8 protein-coding genes are annotated in these 16,508 nt (G+C 71.1%); all 8 read right to left on the bottom strand.

Annotated features, from left to right (window positions below; all coding sequences use genetic code 11):
- A partial coding sequence (locus G3N98_RS33090; protein WP_206150539.1) for a PepSY-associated TM helix domain-containing protein occupies positions 1-1,326 on the bottom strand: 1,326 nt, incomplete at its 3' end.
- Position 1,327: 1 nt separating this feature from the next.
- Positions 1,328-1,591 carry a hypothetical protein gene (locus G3N98_RS33095; RefSeq protein ID WP_089462204.1) on the bottom strand — a complete coding sequence of 88 codons (264 nt, stop codon included), beginning with the start codon at positions 1,589-1,591 and terminating at the stop codon, positions 1,328-1,330.
- Positions 1,591-3,828 carry a TonB-dependent siderophore receptor gene (locus G3N98_RS33100; RefSeq protein WP_206150540.1) on the bottom strand — a complete coding sequence of 746 codons (2,238 nt, stop codon included), beginning with the start codon at positions 3,826-3,828 and terminating at the stop codon, positions 1,591-1,593. Before G3N98_RS33100 ends, G3N98_RS33095 begins: the two co-directional genes overlap by 1 nt.
- 113 nt (positions 3,829-3,941) lie before the next feature.
- Positions 3,942-5,705 (bottom strand): ABC transporter ATP-binding protein, encoded by a 1,764-nt coding sequence (locus G3N98_RS33105; protein WP_206150545.1) that lies wholly within the window; start codon positions 5,703-5,705, stop codon positions 3,942-3,944.
- Complete coding sequence (locus G3N98_RS33110; protein WP_206150541.1) at positions 5,705-7,426, bottom strand: ABC transporter ATP-binding protein; 1,722 nt, start codon at positions 7,424-7,426, stop codon at positions 5,705-5,707. Before G3N98_RS33110 ends, G3N98_RS33105 begins: the two co-directional genes overlap by 1 nt.
- Positions 7,423-8,475: a Gfo/Idh/MocA family oxidoreductase gene (locus G3N98_RS33115; RefSeq protein ID WP_206150542.1), complete on the bottom strand. Its 1,053-nt coding sequence runs from the start codon at positions 8,473-8,475 to the stop codon at positions 7,423-7,425. The genes G3N98_RS33110 and G3N98_RS33115 overlap by 4 nt, the downstream gene beginning before the upstream one ends.
- On the bottom strand, positions 8,472-13,946 hold the full coding sequence (locus G3N98_RS33120) for a non-ribosomal peptide synthetase (protein WP_206150543.1): 5,475 nt from the start codon (positions 13,944-13,946) through the stop codon (positions 8,472-8,474). The genes G3N98_RS33115 and G3N98_RS33120 overlap by 4 nt, the downstream gene beginning before the upstream one ends.
- The coding region (locus G3N98_RS33125; RefSeq protein WP_206150544.1) for an amino acid adenylation domain-containing protein at positions 13,943-16,508 on the bottom strand (2,566 nt) is incomplete at its 5' end. The genes G3N98_RS33125 and G3N98_RS33120, both read right to left, overlap by 4 nt.

The following is a 16,508-nucleotide window of genomic DNA, read 5'->3' on the forward strand; positions in this document are numbered from 1 at the left end:
TCCGGCCGCGCGCATCAGCCTGCGCAGCCAGGCCGCGCGATCGGCCACGCACGCCGCCAGCGCGACCGCGCCGCCCCACACGGCCCAGAACAGCATCGCGAGCAGATGATCGACGTGCACGCCAGCGGGCAACGCACGCCCGGCGAACAGCAGTACGCCGCCCGCGAGCACGAGCCCGCCGCAGGTGCCGACGGCGGCGGCGGCCAGCACGTTCGCGGAGCGATCCTGCTGCGCGCGCCGCCGCTCGATCCACAGATGCAGCCCCGTCGCGCACAGCGCGCACGCGGCGAGCCCCATCAGGAAATGCACGACGCGCAGCACGCCGCCCATCGCCCCCACCCAGCCGTATTGCGCGAAGTGCAGCGGCTGCACCGCGATGAAGGTGCGCAGCCAGAGGCCTCGGCCGCGCGACGTGGCATCCGCGAGCCACAGCCCGTCCGCCGCGCGATACAGGTGACGCTCGAACACCGCCGTACTCGGCAGGCCGGCAGTCGTGCCGGCAATCTCGACGCGCGCGTTCGCATCGCCCCAGCCATGCAGCACGACCGCTTCGGGCCGGAAATCCGGCATGCGCGCCGCGTCGCGCCGCAGCAGCGCATCGAGATCGGGCGCGCGTTGCCACGCGCCGCCGGCTGTTGCAGGCGGCGGCCCGCCGAGCAGTTCGGCGAACGCGCGCTGCGGCTGCCCCGGATACGCGACGCCCGCGAGCGACACCGTGCCGAGCGCGCCGAGCCCCGACAACGCGCCGGTGAACGCGAACAGCACGAGCCACGGCGAGCCCCACAGGCCGATCCACGCATGCAGGTCGAACAGCGCGGCGCGCAATCCTTTGCCGCGCCGGATGCGCGCGGCATCGGGCCAACGCCGGTGATGCACGATCAAGCCCGCGACGATGAGCACGAGCAGCACGATCCCCCACAGGCTCACGAAGATGCGCCCGGGAAAGCCCGCGAACAGCGTCTTGTGCAGCGTGACGAGCAACGCCGCGCGTCCGCCGTCGGCCAGCCGCTCGCCCGTCGCCGGGTCGAGCGCCAGCGTGCACGCCTGGCGCGCGTCGCAGAAACGGATCGCCGGATCGTCCGGTCGCGGCAGCACGACGCGCGCCTCGCGCAATGGCACGCCGAGCGCCGCGGCACGCGCGACGAGTTCATTCAGCGAAAGCGACGGCCGCGCGACGGCGACCGACGACGGCCGCCACCAGCCCTGCATCGAATCGGTCGCGAGGCTCCACGTGCCGCTGAACAGCACGACGAACAGCATCACGCCGAACAGCGCACCGGCGCCGCGATGCAGCGCGCGCCAGCGCGAACGCAATGACGCGTCCATGTCAGCGCCCTCCCCAGCACATCGCGCACGGCACGAGCACCGCGAGCCATGCGCCCGCGCGCCACGCGGCCTGCCGCCGCCCGGGCGCGACGAGCACCCACAGCAGCGCGGCGACGCCCGCGGCAAGCGACAGCAGCACGGCCGCGTAGAGCCGGTTCAGGGCGTCTGCCGGGTAATGACGGGCCAGCGTGACCGCGAGCGCGATCGCGCCCGGCAGCACGCCGCCGATCGCCAGCACCGCCCGCGTCCCCCAGCCGCCCGCCATCAGAACTGCCCGCGCACGGTCAGCATCACGTTGCGCGGTTCTCCGTAACGGTTGTTCCAGCCCGGGTTGCTCAGGCTCAGGTAGTACTTGCGGTCGAACAGGTTGTTGACGTTGACCGCCGCGCTCCAGTGCTTGTCGTAGCGGTAGCCGAGCCGCACGCTCGCGAGCGCGTAGCCGCCCTGGCTCATCGTGACGCCGTTGGCCTGCGCCGAGTAACTGCTCTGCACCTGCACGCCGCCGCCGATGCTCCAGCGCCGCTCCTGCCACGGCAGGTCGTAGTTCGTCCACAGCCGGAACAGGTGGCGCGGGTTCAGCAGCGGCGCGAACGACGAGCCCGCGTTCGCGAGGTTGTCCGCGTAGCGCATCGTGTCGTACGTGTAGCTCGCCCATACGCTCCACCACGGCGTGATGCGGCCGTTCGCCTCGAATTCGAAGCCCTGGCTGCGCACGCTGCCGCCGTTCACGTAGTAGCAGTTCGGCCCCGCGCACGGATGCGCGAGATCGACCTGCGGGTTGTTGTCGAGATCGATGCGGAACGCCGCGAGCGACACGTTCAGCTTGCCGCCCGCGAGTTCGCCCTTCACGCCCGTCTCGTAGGTGCGCCCCTTCACCGGCGTCAGGATGCCGCCGCCCCACATCGACTTGGTTTGCGGCTGGAACACTTCCGCATAGCTCGCGTACCACGACCAGTCGCGCGCGAAATCCCAGATCAGCCCGCCGTACGGCGTGAACTGGTGGCCGGTGTTGTAGTGCGCGCCGAGGCTGTCCTGGTTCCACCAGCTCAGCCGGCCGCCGAGCACGAGCGTGACGGGTTCCGCGAGCTTGATGCGGCCGAGCCCGTACACACCCTTCTGCGAGATGTCGTTCTGCTGCGACTGCTGGTACGGGCCGACGTCCGGCTCGGGCACGCTGCTCGGGTTCCAGCGGTACACGTTCACCGGCGTGCCGACCACGTTGCCCTGCAACTGCGCCGACATCTGCCCGCTGCTGCTGTTCGCGTAGGTCACGCCGAACAGCAAATCGTGCGTGAGCCCGAACGCATGCACCGGGCCCTGCACGTTCGCATCGAGGCTGCGGCTGTAGCTGCTGAACTGGTACGCGCCGCCCGTGAGCGCACCGCCCGCGCCGGTCGTCGGGTTGATCGCGCCGAACGAGCCCGCGTACTTCAGGTCCGAGCGCACGCTCTGGTATTCGCCGCTGACCTTCGCCTTCCAGCCGGCGCCGAGCTTCTGCTCGACCGACGCGAACGCGCGCGTCGTGTCCCAGTCGAAGTGGCCCCACGCAGTGTCGAGGAACGTCGAGCGCGACAGGCCCAGGCTCGAGCCGTCGCGCGCCATCGGCACGCCGGACATGTCGGGTATCGATCGCGTCGTCTGGTACTGCGCGCCGAACGTGAGCAGCGTGTCGCGCGTCACGTCGACTTCCGTGATCCCGTAGATCGAGCGCGTGTCCTGCTTCGCATGGTCGTAGAAGAAATGGCGATCCTCGTACGCGGCGACGAGCCGGCTGCGCACGGTGCCGGCCGCGTTGAGCGGGCCGCCGATGTCGGCTTCCGCGCGATAGCGGTCCCAGCTGCCGACGCTCACGCTCGCATTCGCCGAGAACTGGTACTGCGGCCGCTTGCGCACGAGGTTGACCGTCGCGGCCGGGTTCCCCGAGCCGTGCAGCAGGCCGTTCGCGCCGCGCAGGATTTCCACGCGTTCGTACACGGAGATGTCCTGCGGCGCGCTCGCCATGTCGCCGATCACCACCGGCACGCCGTCGAATTCGAACGAGTCGACCTTGAAGCCGCGCACGAAATACGCGGTGGTAAGCAGCACGTATGGCTGCACGGTCACGCCCGCCGATTGCTGCATCACCTCGTCGAGCGAGAACAGGTTCTGCTGGTCGATCCGCTCGCGCGTCGTCACGCTGACCGACTGTGGAATCTCCCGCAACGCCAGCGGCATCTTGCCGACCGTCGCCACCGACGGATCGTCGGCCACGCCGCGCGACGCGGTCACCGCAATCGCCTTCAGCTCGCCCGCGGCGGGCTTCGCGGCGGTCGTGTCCTCCTTCCGGACTTCCGCGGCGGACGCCGGCGCAGAGGCCGGCGCCGTCTCGGCGAACGCCGCCGCCGGATGCGCGGCGATCAGCAGCCCCAGATACAGCGACGGACGCCAGCGCCGTCGCCCCAAACGGGCGACGCGTGCGCCCTTCGTCCTTGATCTCCCAGGTTCCAGCACCTCGTACCGCATTCACGCCCCCGTATTTGATAATCATTCTCATTATCAAATAGAACCGGCGGGCGATTTTTCGATCGAGGGGCTTTTCCTATCGATTCCGGGCATGCCGGATCGCATTGTTCACGTCAGTGTTCGGATTCGGCCGGCCGGGCTTCCACGTCCAAATCGACCGTCGGCGACACGTCGGACGGCCGCCCCGCGCGGGCGAACGTCGCATACCACGCGTCGGTCTCGACCAGCTGCGCATGCGTGCCGGTCGCCCGCACCCGGCCCGCGTCGAGCACGACGATCGTGTCGGCGGCCGCCGCCAGTGCCGGCTGGTGCGTGACGACGATGCGCGTGCGCTGCCCGCGCAGCGCGACGAGGCTGTCGCGCACGCGCCGCGCGCTCAGTTCGTCGAGGCTCGCGGTCGGCTCGTCGAACATCAGCACCGGCGCACGCGCCAGCAGCGCACGCGCGAGGCACGCGCGCTGGCGCTGCCCGCCCGACAGCAACTGGCCGCCCGGCCCCACGTCGGATTCCAGCCCGTCCGGCAACCGCTCGGCGTCGCGCAGCAGGCCGACCGCGTCCAGTGCATCGCGCAGCTCGGCATCGGTCGCGTCCGGGCGGCCCATCCGCACGTTCCACGCGAGGCTGCCGCGAAACAGCCCGTTGTCCTGGAACACGAGGTTGCGCGTCGCGGCGAGCGTCGCCTCGCTCAGGTGCCGCACGTCGGCGCGGCCGAGCAGCACGCGCCCGGCGGCCGGATCGTCGAGCCGTGCGAGCAGGCCGAGCAGCGTGCTCTTGCCGGCCCCCGTCGGGCCGACGATCGCGACGAAGCCGCCCGCCGGGCAATGCAGGTCGACGCCGTCGAGCAGTGTCGCACCGGCGGCCGACCGGTAGCCGACGCGCACCGCGTCGACGCTCGCATCGTGCACCGGCGTGCCGCGCTCGGGGCTGTCGAAAAGCGGCGCATGCAGCACCGCGAGCACCGTGTCGAGCGCGCGCCAGCCGCCGCGCAGCGCCTGGTCGAGTTGCGTGAGCTGCGCGAGCGGCTCGATGAAGCGCACGAGCAGCACGAGCACCGCCACGGCCGTCGCGGCATCGAGCCGGTCGGCCGAAACGGCCCACGCGCCGCCGACCAGCATCGCGACGAACACGCCCTGCACCGCGCCCGCGAAGCCAAGCTCGATCGGCAGCGAGCGCCGCATCAGCGCACGCGTGCGGCGATGCTGCTCGTCGAATGCGTGCTGCAGCGCCGCGCGCGCGTCGCCTTCCTGGCCCGCGAAGCGCAGCAGCCCCTGATGCGCGGCGAAGGTCTGAAGCTGCACGGCCATGTCGCGATCGCCCGCCGCGCGCGATTGCTCGAACGCGAGCGTGCGCGTACCGCCACGTTCGAGCAGTGCGAACAGCAGCACGGCCGCGGCCGCGAGGCACAGCGCGATGCGCCAGTCGATCCACGCGAGCCCCGCGACGACCGCGAGCGGCGTCACGACCGCGCCGATCAGCGGCCCGAGCAGGTGCGCGGGAATCCCCATCGCCTGCATCACCGGCCCGCGCAGCAGCCCGGCCGGATGACTGTCGCGCACGGCCTGCCACGACGCGATGCGCGGCAGGTGCCGCACGAGGCGCTCGACGAGACCGGCCGCGAGCGCGCCGCCCGCGCGATAGCCGCCGCGTTGTGCGATGTACAGCACGAAGGCGTGACACAGCGTCAGCGCGCCGAGCGCGATCGTCCAGTGCAGCACGGCCGCCTGCGCGCCGGCAAACCATGCGCGGATCAACGGCACGAGCAGCAATCCGCAGGCACCGTCGAGCAATGCGGCGGCCACCGCCCAGCCCGCCCCGCGCCACAGCGCGCGACGGGTTTCGGCGGGCAGGCACTGCAAACGTTTGAGCGACTTCATCATCATGCGGCCTCCTCGCCCGCGGCACCGCGTTCGCGCCATAGCCGCGCATACAACCCGCGCGTGGCCAGCAGCGCCGCATGCGTGCCGCGCTCGACGATGCGGCCGCGATCCATCACGAGAATCTGGTCCGCATGCCGGACCGCGTCGAGATCGTGGCTGACGATCACGCGCGTGCGCATGTCGCCGCGCAGCGCATTGCGCAATGCGCGCCCGGTTTGCGGATCGAGCGCCGAGGCCGGTTCGTCGAGCAGCAGCAGCGGCGCCGGCGACAACAGCGCACGCGCGATCGCCAGCCGCTGCAGCTCGCCGCCGGACAGCCGCACGTCGCGCCCGCACACGCAGTCGTAGCCGCCCGGCAGCGCGTCGATGCGATCGTCGAGACAGGCCGCGCGCGCGGCTGCGCGAATCGCGTCGCGATCGGCATCGGGCCGGTAAAGCGCGATGTTCGCGGCCATCGACACGTCGAGCGCGGCGGCCTGCTGGAACACCATCGCCATCTGTTCGCGCCGCGTATCCGACGCGAGCAGCCGCAGATCGGCGCCGCCGAGCCGCACCGTGCCGTGGTCCGGATCCATGAAGCGGGCGAGCAGCATCAGCAGCGTGCTCTTGCCCGCGCCTGACGGTCCCACGATCGCGGTGGTCGTGCCGGCCGCGATCGTCGCGTCGATGTCGCGCAGGATCGGCGTGCCGTCGATGTCGACACGCACGCCGCGCAGCTCGATCGACGCATCGCGCGGCACCTGCGCGGCACCAACGGCAGGTTCAGGCAAGACCGGCAGTGCGAGCAACGCATCGACGCGTGCCGCGGCCGCGCGCGCCTCGCGCAACGCGTCGGCACCGTGGCCGAGCGCGCGCACCGGCGCGGCCACCGCCCAGATCAGCAGCGCGAACGCGCACAGTTCGCCGACCGGCAAGCGGCCAGCCGTGAGCCACATCGCGCCGAACACGACCCACGCGAGCAGGAACGGCGTGCCGAGCAGCACCTGCGTGCACGCACCGGGCCCGCCGACGCGGCCGACCCACGCCGAAAACGCCTGTTCGAAGCGCCCGGTCGACGCGAGCGCGGCCGCCTCGATGCCGGCGCCCGGATACTGCCGCACGAGCGCCGGGTTCTGCGCGAGCTGCGCGTAATCGCCCATCAGCTGTTCAAGCGCCGCGTTGCGTGACGCGACGGCCGGCACGAACCGCGCCGAACGCATCCAGCGAAACAGCGCGGCACCCGCGACGAGCGGCACGAGCGCGAACGCAAGCAGCGCGGGATTCAGGTAAAGCAGGCACGCGAGCGCCGCGCACGGCACGACGATGAGTTGCGTGACATCGGCCGGTGCGTGCGCGACGAGCTGGTGCAGCGCACGCACGTCCTGGTCGACGTGACGCGCGACGCGATCGCTGCCTGCCCGCGCGAACCAGCCGAGCGGCAGGCGTTGCAGATGATCGGCGAGGCGCCTGCGCAGGCGGTCGGCGAGATCGGCGTCGACCCGGTGCGTCAGGTGCAGCGCGACCGTCTGGCCGCCCAGCCAGCCCACGCCGGCCACCACGGCGGCGACGAGCCAGCCGCGTGCCGTTGCGTCGAGCTGCGCGGTTGCACGCCACGCGTCGGCGACCCGGCCGAGCGCGAGCCACGGCACGAGCGACGCGACACCCGCCAGCGCTTGCAAAACGACCGCCGCGACGAGCGGCACCGCGAACGGCCGCAACATCGAAAGCAACGGCCCCTTCATGCGGCACGCTCCAGCAGCATGCCGAGCGTGGCCGCGCGCGCGTCGCCCGGCGGCTGCTCCGGAAACCCGAGCTGCATCGTCAGTTGCTGCCAGACACGTGTCACGTCGATGCTGCGCTGGTTGCACGCGTGCAGCCCCTCGCCCGACACGAGCCGATCGACCGCGCGCACGGCCGCTTGCGGCCAGCTGCGTGCATGAATCGCGCCCCACGTGTCGCGCGCGTCGTCGCAGATCTGGATGCTCGGCATGTCGCTGCCCGCCGTCTCGCCGAAGATCGGGAACAGCCCGTGTTCGTCGATCTCCGGTTCACGCAGCGCCGGGGCCCACCACAGCGGGCCGTGCGGCGATGCGAGCGTCCACGTGCCCGCGTCCGTCGTCAGCGTGATGCTGAACAGCAGGCTCATCCGGCCATCGTCGGCCGCCGCCATCTCGTTGTGCACACGCAGCGACACGGGTGTTTCGGCGAGCACCATCGCGCATTCGCGCATCGACGACAGCGCCGGCCCGACCGGCTCGACCGACCACGGGCCCACGCCTTGCAGCGCGGCCGCGAGCACGTCGAGCGCCGCGAAACTGGCCTGCACCGAGCACACGACATCCGCATGCACGGGCGCGCTCGTTTCGCGCAGCCGTCGCGCGACGGCGATGAAGCGCGAGACGACCGGCAGGTTCGGATAGAAGCTGTTGAGCAGGCAACGGCGGCCATGACGCGACGCGGTGCGCAGCACGCGACTCCATTCGTCGGGCAGCAGCGGATGCTCGATCACGACATCGATCCCGCGTTCGAGCAGCCGGCACGCGAGCCCGGCCCCGTCGGCACCGCGCGCCGCGCCGCCGACCGCGATGCACGCGACCCGCACGTCCTCGGGCAGTGATTCAGGCGCATCGAACACGGGTGCGCCGACACGCGCGGCCAGCGCGGCAGTGCGCGCGCTGCCTTGCCCCAGGATGCCCGCGACACGATACGCGCTGGACGCCGCGAGGCCCGCCGCATAGAACTGGCCGAAGCGTGAGCCGGCCACGACGACCGGCAGCGGATGGACCTTCATTGCGCCTCCTTCAGGCGGGTGTCGACGAACGCGGTATTCAGGCAGTCGAAATGACCACCGGGGATATCGACGGCCGTGATGCCGCCGAGCGCCTGCGCCGTCCAGTATTCGGTGAGCGCCGCGCGCTGCTGCGGAATCAGCGGGTTGCAGCGCTCCGGCACGAACAGCCGCAGCGCGCCCGCATACGGCGCGTCGCCGGCCCAGTGGCTCGCCTGCACCGAATGCATGAAGAGCCGGTACAGCCGTTCGCGTTCGTCGAGCAGCGGATGCGCGACCGCATCCTGCATCGACAATCCGGCCGCCGCGCGCAGCACGCGGCGGCGCAACGCGTCGAGCGGCTCGCAGCGATCGCCGAAGATTTCCAGCTGCGCCTGCAGGCTGCCGGGCGCGAGACGCGCGGGGTCGGCCTTCAATGCGTCGGCGAGCGCGTCGGCCAGCACGTACGTTTCCGGAAACCCGAGCGCGTCGAGCGGCAGCCCGAGCGTCGCCGCGAAGTTGAACAGCACGAGCCGTTCGTCTTCGATCAGGTACGGAATCCGGTAGCTCGACACGATGTCCAGCGTGCGCACGTCGACGCCGAGCTGCACCAGCGACTTCGCCATTTCGAGCGCGACCAGCCCGCCCGAGCAGTAGCCGAGCACGTCGACTTCGCGCACGCCGGTGCGCCACAACGCATCGGCATAGCGCCGGCCGAGCGTCGCGTTCAGGTGGCGCGCCGGCACCTCGAGATAGTCCTGCGCGTCGCGCACCGCGAAGCCGAGCACCGGGCCAAGCCGCGCGAGCGCCGGCATGACCGGACGATACGCATGCACGGTGCCGAGCCCTTCGTGGACGATCACGCGCGGCACACCGTCGCCCGGCGCAAGCGGAATCGGGCGTACGTCGGCACGCACGCGTGGCGCAGGCGCGTGGATGACCGCCGACGCGTGAGTCGTGCGCGGGGCAGCAGGCGATGTCGCGGCCGCCTGCTGCTCGCGCGCATCGCGCAGGCATTGCGCGAACGCAGCCGGCGTCGGTTGCGCGAGCACCCAGCGCAGCAGCCGGTCGAACGGATGCGCTTGTGCAAGCGGTTCCTCGCCACGCAGCCGCGACACGAGCTGCGCGATCAGCAGCGAATCGCCGCCCGCCGCGAAGAAGTCCTGATCCGGCGTGACGTTACGCGTATCGAGCACCGCTTCCCACAAGCCGATCAACCGGGCCAGCAACGGATCGGCGGCGGTCTGCGTGTGGACGGGTCGCGCGGCCGCCGGCTCCGGTTCGCGGATGTCGGCGATGCCGGCCAGCGTACGGCGATCGATCTTGCCGTTCGACGTCACCGGCAGACGGTCGAGCACGCGCAGTTGCGACGGCACCATGTAGCCCGGCACGCGCTCCGCGACGAACGCCAGCAGCGCGTCCGGCGCGATGCGCGCCGCACCGCGCTTCACGTGCGCAAGCAGGATGTCGTAGCCGAGCGCGTCGAGCGGCGTGCCGGGCGCCACGCAACCGAGCGCACGATCGCCACCGTCCGACTGCAGCCATTCGAGCCACTGCACGCGCGGCACGAACAACCGCGCCGACTCGGCACGCGCGTCGTTCGGCGTTTCCATCATCAGTCCCTGGCTGATGCTGATCTCCGGATGCTCGGTCGTCAGTTCCTGGATCACCCACCACGCATCGGCCGCCGACAGCGCCCGCAATCCGGCGACCAGCGCGACCGTGTCGCGCGCATTGTTCAGCGCGCCGGAGCTGATCGTGACGTCGATCGAATGCGGCGCGATGCCCTGCGCGTCGGACGGTGCGTTCATGTCGAACCGCACGAACCGCATCCACGGATACGCGGCGAAGCGCTCGCGCGCCGCGGCAAGGAAATAGCTCGACACGTCGCTGAACAGGTAGTCGATCCGCGCGCCGGCTTCGACCAGCGGCGCAAGGGCGTCGACGATCGAGCGCGTCGCCGCGGCCGTTCCTGCGCCAATCTCTAGGATGCGCCACGGACGCTGCGGCTCGCGCGCGACGATCGCGCGCACGGCCTGCGCCATCCCGTCGTGCAGTGCGTGCGCATGTTCGCCTTCGCTGTACATCGCGTCGGCGATATGCGATGCGCCTTCCGGGAACATCAGGCCGGCGGGCGACACACTGCCGTCCACCTGCGCGTCGAGGCATCCCGCGCTGTCGCGGAAGTAGTCGACGAGGACGGCCGGCCACAGTTCGGGCGATGCGTGCTGCGCAAACGCATCCCAGCACGCGTGAGCATCGGCAATACGGGTATCGGGCCGCAGACGCCAGCCTCCTGCTTCGGCATCCGCGTGCAGCACGCCATGCTTGTCGAGCATCGCGAGCCAGTGACGCAGCAGATGCTGTCGCGCCGCCGGCACGCGCAACCGTTCGCACAACGTCGCGAAATCCGTCGCGGCATCCTCGGTCAACTCGCCTGCCGGCACGATCCACGCGGCCAGCGACGCGACGCAGGCCGCTTCGAGCTGGGCGACCGACTTCACCACGTCCGCATGCGCGGGCCAGCGCGCGGCGTCGAACGCTATACGCACGTGCTTCACGATCTCGTGCAGCGCGTCGTCCTGTGCGTTCGGTGCCGATTCCACGCTCTGCAGCGAAGCGAAGCTCGCGAGCCGGCGCTCCGCGCCTTCGCCGAGCACGATCGTTGCAGCCGCGCCGACGAGCGGATGCGCGGTCAGCGCCGCATCGATCTCGGCCAGCTCGATCCGGTAGCCGCGGATTTTCACCTGATCGTCCTGCCGCCCGAGGAATTCGAGCGAACCGTCGGCGCGCACGCGGCCAAGATCGCCGGTGCGATACAGCCTGCGCCCGTCGCGATGACGGATGAAACGTTCGGCCGTGCGCACGGGATCGTTCGCGTAACCCGTCGCGAGCCCCACCCCGCCGATATGGATCTCGCCGCGCACGCCGGGCGGGCATGGCCGGCCGAGTGCGTCGAGCACTTCCATCGTCTGCCCGGTCAGCGCGCGGCCGTACGGAATGCTGGCAAGCTGCGTGTCCGCCGCACGGATCGGATGCTCGATCGACCAGATCGACGCCTCGGTCGCGCCGCCCAGGCTGAACAACGCGCTGTCGGGCCAGCGCCGCCACCAGCGCGCGGGCAGCGTCACCGGAATCCAGTCGCCCGACCACAGCACGCGGCGCGGGCCCGGCACGTCGAGCGCCGGTTCGCCTTCGAGATAGTCGATCAGCATCTGCCCTTGCGCGGGCACCGAGTTCCACAGCGTCACGCGGTGGCGCACCATCAGCTCGGCCCAGTGCGACGGATCGTTGCCGCGCGCCGGATCGGGCAGCACGATGCACGCGCCGCGCGCGGTCGCGCCGAAGAAGTCGTAGACGGACAGGTCGAAGCTGAGTTCGGCCAGGCCGAGCACGACGTCACCGTCGCCGACTTCATGGCGCGCGCTGATGTCGGCGAGCGTGTTGCACACGGCCGCGTGGCTCAGCATCACGCCCTTCGGTTCGCCGGTCGAGCCCGACGTATAGATCACGTAGGCGAGCGCGTCGCCGTCGATTTCATGCGCAGCGCGCGGCGGCCATTGCGGATCGATCGGCAACGTGTCGATATCGATGCGCGCGCAACCATCATGCTCGAAGTCGAGCGCCTGCACGCTGACGACCGCGCGCACCCGCGCATTGCGCAGGATCGACTGCTGCCGCAGCGCTGGCTGGCGGCTGTCAACCGGCACGTACGCGGCGCCCGCCTGGACGATCGCGAGCACGGCCGCGAGCTGGTGCGCGCACTTCGGCATCAGCACCGCGACGGTGTCGCCCACGCCGACGCCGGCTTGTTCAAGCGCTGACCGCAACGCCGCCGCGTGTTGCGCGACATCACGATACGTGCGTGTCCCCTGTGCATCGATCACCACCGGCGCATCGGGCGTACGCAACGCCTGCGCGGCGAAGCCGGCCGCGACATGCGTATCGGCATCCGGATGGATCTCGGCGGCGGGCGCGGCGGACGGCAGCACGATGTCACCCTCGCGCGACCACCACTCCGCTTCAGCCGCGAGACGGCCCAGCAGCGCGACGTACGCATCGAACATCGCCGCGGGCATGCCGTCCGGAAACAGGTCGTCGCGCACGTCCCAGCCGATTTCCAGCCCGCCGAACTGGTCGGTCACCTGGCAGTCGAGCCAGACCTGCGGCGTCTGGCTGATCATGTAGAGAGGCGGCTCGGCGCGGGTCGTTTGCTCACCGAGCAGGCGGCCCACACTGCCGATGCCGCTCGTGAACACCACCGGCATCAGCGCCGCATCCTTGCCGCGCCGCCGCGCGAGTTCGCGCATCACGTCGACACCGGTAAACGCGCGATGGTCGAGGTCGTCGAACATCCGCGCGCCGATCGTGCGCGCACGCTCGACGAAATCGCGCCCTTGCGTCACGTCGACCGCAAGCAGGCTCAATGCGGTGAAATCGCCGAGCACCGCGTCGATGCGCGGATGCACGGGCGGACGGTTCAGCACCGTCAGGTTCAGGCAGAACGCGGGCGACTGGCTCCAGCGGCCGACGACTTCGGCGAACGCGGCCAGCGCGACGCTTGCCGCGCTCAGCCCGAAACGGCTCGCGTAGTTGCCCAGCACAGCCCATTGCGCGCGATCGAGCCGCGCATGGCGGTGCGTGAAGCGCGGCCGCGCGTCGGCACGCATCGCGGGCACCACCGGCAGATCGGGCCGCGCGGGCAGATCGTCGATGCGCGCGAGCCACCACGCCTTGTCACGCGCATGATCGGCGCGCGTGCCGGCATGGGCTTCATTGACGACGTAATCGCGGAACGTCGCGTCGAGCGGCGCGGGCTGCCATTGCGGATCGTCGTAGCGTCGCCGCCATTCGGCGAGCAGCAACTGCAGGCTCGCGTAGTCGATCAGCGTGAAATCGACGGACAGGTGCAGCACCGCGCCATCCGGCCCGAGGCTCACTTCCGGCTGCAGCACCGGCCAGCGGTCGAGCGCATGCACCGCATGATCGAGGCGCTCGCGCATACGCTTCACGTGCGCGTCGAATGCGTTCGCATCGGCCTCGCGCAGGTCGTGCACCGTGAGCGGCTGCCACGGCACGTCGGGCAGCACGCGCTGCCATGCGTTGTCCTCGACGATCGCGCGCAGCATCGGATGCCGTGCGACGCACGCATTCCACGCCGCCTCGAAGCGCACGCAGTCGAGATTCGCGGGCTCGCCGTATTCGACATACAGGTGGCACGCATTGCCGCCGAACTCGAACGATTCGTGCCGGCCGAGCACATACGCGGCCTGCACCGGCGTCAGCGCGAACCGCTCGTGCCGGCGCGCCGGATCGCTGCGCCACGCGCCGTCCTGCAGGAAGCGGACGAACGCGTCGCGTTCGGCCTTGATGCGCGCGGCCAGGTCCGCATCGAGTGCGCCGGCCGGCGCGCGATAGCGCAATTGTCCGCCGTCGTCGCACCATAGTTCGATCTGGCGTTCGCGGCAAAGATCGAGCACGTCATCGAAGCTCACAGCACGCCCTCCTCGATCGTCGCAACCGGCGCATCGCCCGCAGCGTGCGAGGGCGGCGCGGCCGGTGCGGCCTCGTCGAGTTGCGCGGCGAGACCCGCGAGCGTCGGCTGCCGGTAGAACGCCGCCATCCCGACCCGCACGCCGAGCCGCTCGCGCAGCTGCGCGAGCAGGCGCGTCGCGAGCAGGCTGTCGCCGCCGAGCGCGAAGAACGTCGCGTCACGCGCATTCGCCGGGCGGCCGAGCGCGTGCTCCCAGCACGCGAGCAGCGTCGCCTGCCGTTCGTCGGCCGGCACGAACGCATCGTGTGCGGCCGGGGTGTCGCCGAGCGCCCGTGCGAGCGCATCGCCCACCGCTCGCCGGTCGATCTTGCCGTTCGCGTTGAGCGGCCAGCGCGCGAGGCACCACAGCGCATCGGGACGCATCGCGTCGGGCAACCGGTCGCGCAACCAGTCGGCCAGTGCCGCCTGCGCGACCGGTTCGCCGACACGGCGCGCGTCGATGCAGGCAAAGGCAGTCGAGCGCCAACTCCGTGAATCATTCAGCGCAAAGCCGCATGCGTGTGCCGCCGACGCCAGCGCATCGGGTGCAAACAGCCGCGGCAGCGACGCATCACCCGTCACGCCCGCGACGAGTTCGCGCAACGGCGAATCGCGCAGCACGTCGGCGAGCAGCAGGCGGCCATGCTGCGCCAGCAACGCTGCCGCGATCCGGAACGTCTCGCGCGGATCGTCACGCAGGTGCGCCGCCGCGAAGCTGATCACGCAATCGAACCGGCCGAGATGGCGGGCGGGCAGCAGGCCGTCCTGCATCGCCTGCAACGTCGGCATCGTTCGTGTGAAGTACGCCTGCGCGTTGTGCAGCAGACCCGGCGACGCGTCGAACAGCGTCACGTCGAAGCGCGGATCGTCGAGCACGCCGAGCCCCGCATCGAACCATTGCCCGGCGCGCGCGTCGAGCACCGCGACCCGCATCGGTTCGGTGCGCGCGGCGGCCTGGGCCTGCAGCGCATCGCCAAACTCGCGCAGTGCGCGTGCGCCGTCCGGCAGACGCGCCGCGAACGCCAGCGGTGCGATCCGCGGATCGAGCGGCACACGCCGCGCGGCGCCTTCCGGGTCCGCCGCGAGCGCACGCAGCGCGCCGGTCAGGTCGTCGAGATCGGCGGCAAACCAGTCGAGCCGATCGAGCGCGCCGTCGATCGACATCGATACGTCATCCTTTGCATGCCAATGCGCGCGCAGCGACGGCGGCAAGCCGGCATCGCCGTCGAGCAGCCGATCGGCGACTGCACGCGCGACGGCCGCCTCAGCGTGCAGCGTATCGGCCACGTCCGCTTCCGCGAGTACAGGCGATGACGGTGTTGCATCCGGTGCGCGATCGGCCGGCACGAACGCCGCGGCGATGCGCGCGGCCTCGCCGCCGACCACGCTCGCACACGCACCGTCGATCAGCGGATGCGCGGCCAAAGCGGCCTCGATCTCGCCCAGTTCGATCCGGTGCCCGCGCACCTTAACCTGGCGATCCTCGCGCCCCAGGAATTCGAGCGTGCCGTCGGGCCAGTAGCGGCCCCGGTCGCCCGTGCGATACCAGCGGCCCGACGCTTGCTGCACGAAGCGCTGCGCGGTCAGCTCGGGATCGTTCCGGTAGCCGCGCGCGAGGCTGTCGCCGCCGATCAGCAGTTCGCCCGGCACGTAGTCCGGCACGTCGCGGCCGTCGGCATCGACAACGCGATAAGCCTGCCCCGGCAACGGCCGGCCATACGGAATCGAGCGCCAGTGCGGCGGCACGTCGCGCACCGTCTGCACGTTCGACCAGATGCCGGCCTCGGTCGCGCCGCCGAGCGCATGGAACGCACACGCGTCGCCGCACCGTTCACGCAGGCGCGCCGGCAGATCGAGTGCGATCCAGTCGCCGGACAACAGCGCCGCGCGCACGCTGCGGCACGCGTCGGCCGCGGCCGGCACCGCCAGCGCCATCTCCAGCAGCGCGGGTGCCGAATTCCACAGCGTCACGCGATGCTGCGCGATCAGCTCGATCCAGCGCGCGGCATCGCGCGCGTCGTCCTGGGTCGGCAACACAAGCTCGGCACCGGCACCGAGCCCGCCGAACAGGTCGTACACCGACAAGTCGAAATCGAGCGCCGATACCGCGAGCAAGCGATCCTGCGCATGCACGCCGAGCAGCGCATCGATCGCATCGATCGTGTTGAGCGCCGCCGCATGCGTCATCTCGACACCCTTCGGCACGCCCGTCGAACCCGACGTGTAGATCACGTACGCGGTGGCCTGCGGTGCCACGGCGAGCGGCGCGGCCAGCGGTTCGTGCCGCATCAGCGCCGCGACGCCGACATGCGGCAACGCTGCATCGGCGAGCGTCGTGTCGCCGATCACGGCCTTTACCCCGGCCGCGCGTTCGATCAACGCCTTGCGCGCGGCGGGCTGCGCGATGTCGAGCGGGACGTAGCACGCGCCGGCGGCCAGTACGCCGAACACCGCGGCCACCTGTGCGGGCCCGCGCGGCAGACTGATCTCGACGGCGTCGCCGTGACCGATGCCCGCCGCGCGC

The organism is Burkholderia sp. Tr-20390 (genome assembly GCF_017104595.1).
GTDB lineage: Bacteria > Pseudomonadota > Gammaproteobacteria > Burkholderiales > Burkholderiaceae > Burkholderia.

Excerpts from the sequence above, each read along its gene's own strand:
- G3N98_RS33095 (WP_089462204.1), bottom strand. The coding sequence starts at position 1,591 with ATGGCGGGCGGCTGGGGGACGCGGGCGGTGCTGGCGATCGGCGGCGTG.
- G3N98_RS33100 (WP_206150540.1), bottom strand. The coding sequence starts at position 3,828 with ATGCGGTACGAGGTGCTGGAACCTGGGAGATCAAGGACGAAGGGCGCA.
- G3N98_RS33105 (WP_206150545.1), bottom strand. The coding sequence starts at position 5,705 with ATGATGAAGTCGCTCAAACGTTTGCAGTGCCTGCCCGCCGAAACCCGT.
- G3N98_RS33110 (WP_206150541.1), bottom strand. The coding sequence starts at position 7,426 with ATGAAGGGGCCGTTGCTTTCGATGTTGCGGCCGTTCGCGGTGCCGCTC.
- G3N98_RS33115 (WP_206150542.1), bottom strand. The coding sequence starts at position 8,475 with ATGAAGGTCCATCCGCTGCCGGTCGTCGTGGCCGGCTCACGCTTCGGC.